Here is a 2,405-nt window from a genome sequence, read left to right on the forward strand (position 1 = left end):
CTGCTTGTGGGCAAATGCGGGCGAGTCGGAAATTAGTGGATAGTGAATAGCTATTCGCGCACGCCTTTGTTCCCCGACGGTTTAGCGGCGTTTTTATTAGGGGGTTGCCCCCGAATAAAAAAACGACAAGACAGCGAATCAAGACAGTGGATAGTGGATAGCGATTCTTAGAGAATGATGGTGGGCAGTGCCCACCATCTAGTTTTTAGAATATTTTTTCTTTAAACCTCTGTTCACTATTCACTATCCACTATCCATTAACTCACCAAACTGCGATCGGGACGTAAATTTCGTGCGCCACGGAGATAAGGATGATAAACTTTAGCATCCGCTGGGAGATTGGCGTGAATTAGGAAGCGAATACAGCGGGGGAGACTGCCCTCGACGTGCATTTGTTGGACATCCATCAGGGCGACATCTTGCCAAGTCGGGTAGATCCGGCGAGCGATAGCGGCGGGGAAGACTGCATCCAAATCCTTGGTAGCGGTAAAAATGACACTGATGATGCGATCGGGATCGATCCGATTGCGATACTCTAATTCTTGCAATAGCTCGGTAACGGCACTATAGATCGCACCCTCTGTATTTTCACTTGCCGTCGTCGCCCCGCGAATTGCTCTCATCTGCCACTCCACGCCATCATCCTCCGCAAATTTTTATTATCTTACGCCACTTAGGGACGATATAACCATAAAGGTTGTCCGCTAGTGCTTAGTTCAAATTGTACCCATTCGGCGGTCGATACTACTGTTGAGAACCCAGAAACTTGATTTTGCAGGATTCTACTTAATAAAGGCTTGCGTTCTTCGATCGTCTGTAGCTTAGCCTTTTGGGGATCTAATCCCGCTAATTCCGCCACCCAAAGCCGAGCATCCTCTTCCGAACCGAGTCGATCGACCACTCCAAATTCTACAGCTTGTTCGCCAGTAAAGATCCGTCCATCGGCAAAAGTTCTCACCGTTGCGGGATCGAGATGGCGAGATTCTGCCACAGTATTGACAAATTGCTCGTAAGTACTATCGATGAGGGTTTGGAGAATTTGTTCCTCGGGAGCGGTTAACTCGCGATCGAATGACAAGATATCCTTATAAGGCCCAGATTTAATCACTTTAAACGAGACACCCACCCGATCGAGTAATTTCTCCAGATTATTACCGCGCAGAATCACCCCAATACTGCCTGTGAGGGTACCGGGATTTGCCATAATGTGCGGGGCACCCATGCCGATATATACACCCCCTGAAGCCGAAATATTGCCATAACTAGCAACAATTTGAACCTTCGATTGCAGCCGTTGGAGCGCCTGATAAATCTCATAAGAATCGCCGACAGTTCCACCAGGACTATCGATCCGCAATAATAAGGCGGGATACTTACGTTCTTCAACTTCCTTGAGTGCCTTCAATACGGCTTTTCGCGTACCGCTACCAATCGCCCCAGCAATCTCAATGCGGGCAATTTGTTTCGTAGCTTTCTGATTAAACGGCCAGAACATAATTTAGTTGGGAGATGGGAGTTGGGGGACGAGGAGACAAAGGAGACGAGGAGACGAGGAGACGAGGAGACGAGGAGACGAGGAGACGAGGAGATTAGATGAATCGAGTATCGACTGTTATTCGCTCCGAACTCTCAACTCCCATCTCCCATCTAACTAGCAGAGTGTGTAAAGAAAATATACAATCTGTAAAAGAGCCGCAATTCTAAGTATTCATGCAGTTAAAACAGTCCTCATTCACTTTCAGCTTAACACCGATCTTGTTGGTCGTGCCCTTTTTTCTCTGGGGAACAGCGATGGTGGCAATGAAAGGAGTGATGCCCCATACAACACCCTTGTTCATGGCGGCAATTCGACTGATCCCCGCTGGGATCTTAGTCTTACTGTTTGCCTTATTGCCCGTTGCGGGAGGAGATCCTACTGCCAAGCGGCTGCAACCGCAGGGATGGCAAGCCTGGGCGTGGATCTTGCTGTTTGCGGCGATCGATGGGACGTTATTTCAGGGATTTCTGGCAACTGGATTGGTAAGGACTAATGCGGGCTTGGGTTCGGTGACGATCGACTCGCAGCCGTTGGCGGTAGCGATACTCTCAGCCTGGTTATTTAAAGAACGGATTGGTGCGATCGGGATTTGTGGCTTGGTGCTGGGCGTGTTGGGAATTAGTTGTGTCGGTTTACCTGTCGAGTGGTTGAGTCAAATTTCGACTAATTCTGGAGCGAGTCAATTCGATCTGTCAGGATTAGCGGAGCGCGGCGAGTGGTTGATGCTCCTAGCTGCCCTCTCAATGGCGGTAGGCACGATCTTAGTCCCGTTTGTCACCAAATATGTCGATCCGGTCATCGCGACGGGTTGGCACATGATTATCGGCGGGGTACCGCTGGCGATCGGTTCGGTGTATTTGGAGTCAAA

At 49.2% G+C, this 2,405-nt stretch carries 3 protein-coding genes; 1 reads left to right on the top strand and 2 read right to left on the bottom strand.

Going from position 1 to position 2,405, the window contains the following annotated elements; genetic code table 11:
* Positions 1–257: 257 nt before the first annotated feature.
* Positions 258–635 (bottom strand): chorismate mutase, encoded by a 378-nt coding sequence (gene aroH, locus RMO52_RS18235; protein ID WP_396135045.1) that lies wholly within the window; start codon positions 633–635, stop codon positions 258–260.
* A 38-nt stretch (positions 636–673) separates the two neighbouring features.
* Positions 674–1,495 (bottom strand): signal peptide peptidase SppA, encoded by an 822-nt coding sequence (gene sppA / locus RMO52_RS18240; protein ID WP_309743052.1) that lies wholly within the window; start codon positions 1,493–1,495, stop codon positions 674–676.
* 215 nt (positions 1,496–1,710) lie between these two features.
* Here sppA and RMO52_RS18245 point away from each other — a divergent pair.
* Positions 1,711–2,405: DMT family transporter (locus RMO52_RS18245; RefSeq protein ID WP_310417067.1), on the top strand; the 695-nt coding region annotated here is incomplete at its 3' end.

Source organism: Chamaesiphon sp. OTE_8_metabat_110, assembly GCF_031382685.1.
In the GTDB taxonomy this organism is placed as follows: Bacteria; Cyanobacteriota; Cyanobacteriia; order Cyanobacteriales; family Chamaesiphonaceae; genus Chamaesiphon.

Coding starts and splice junctions, on each gene's coding strand:
- sppA (WP_309743052.1), bottom strand. CDS start 1,495: ATGTTCTGGCCGTTTAATCAGAAAGCTACGAAACAAATTGCCCGCATT.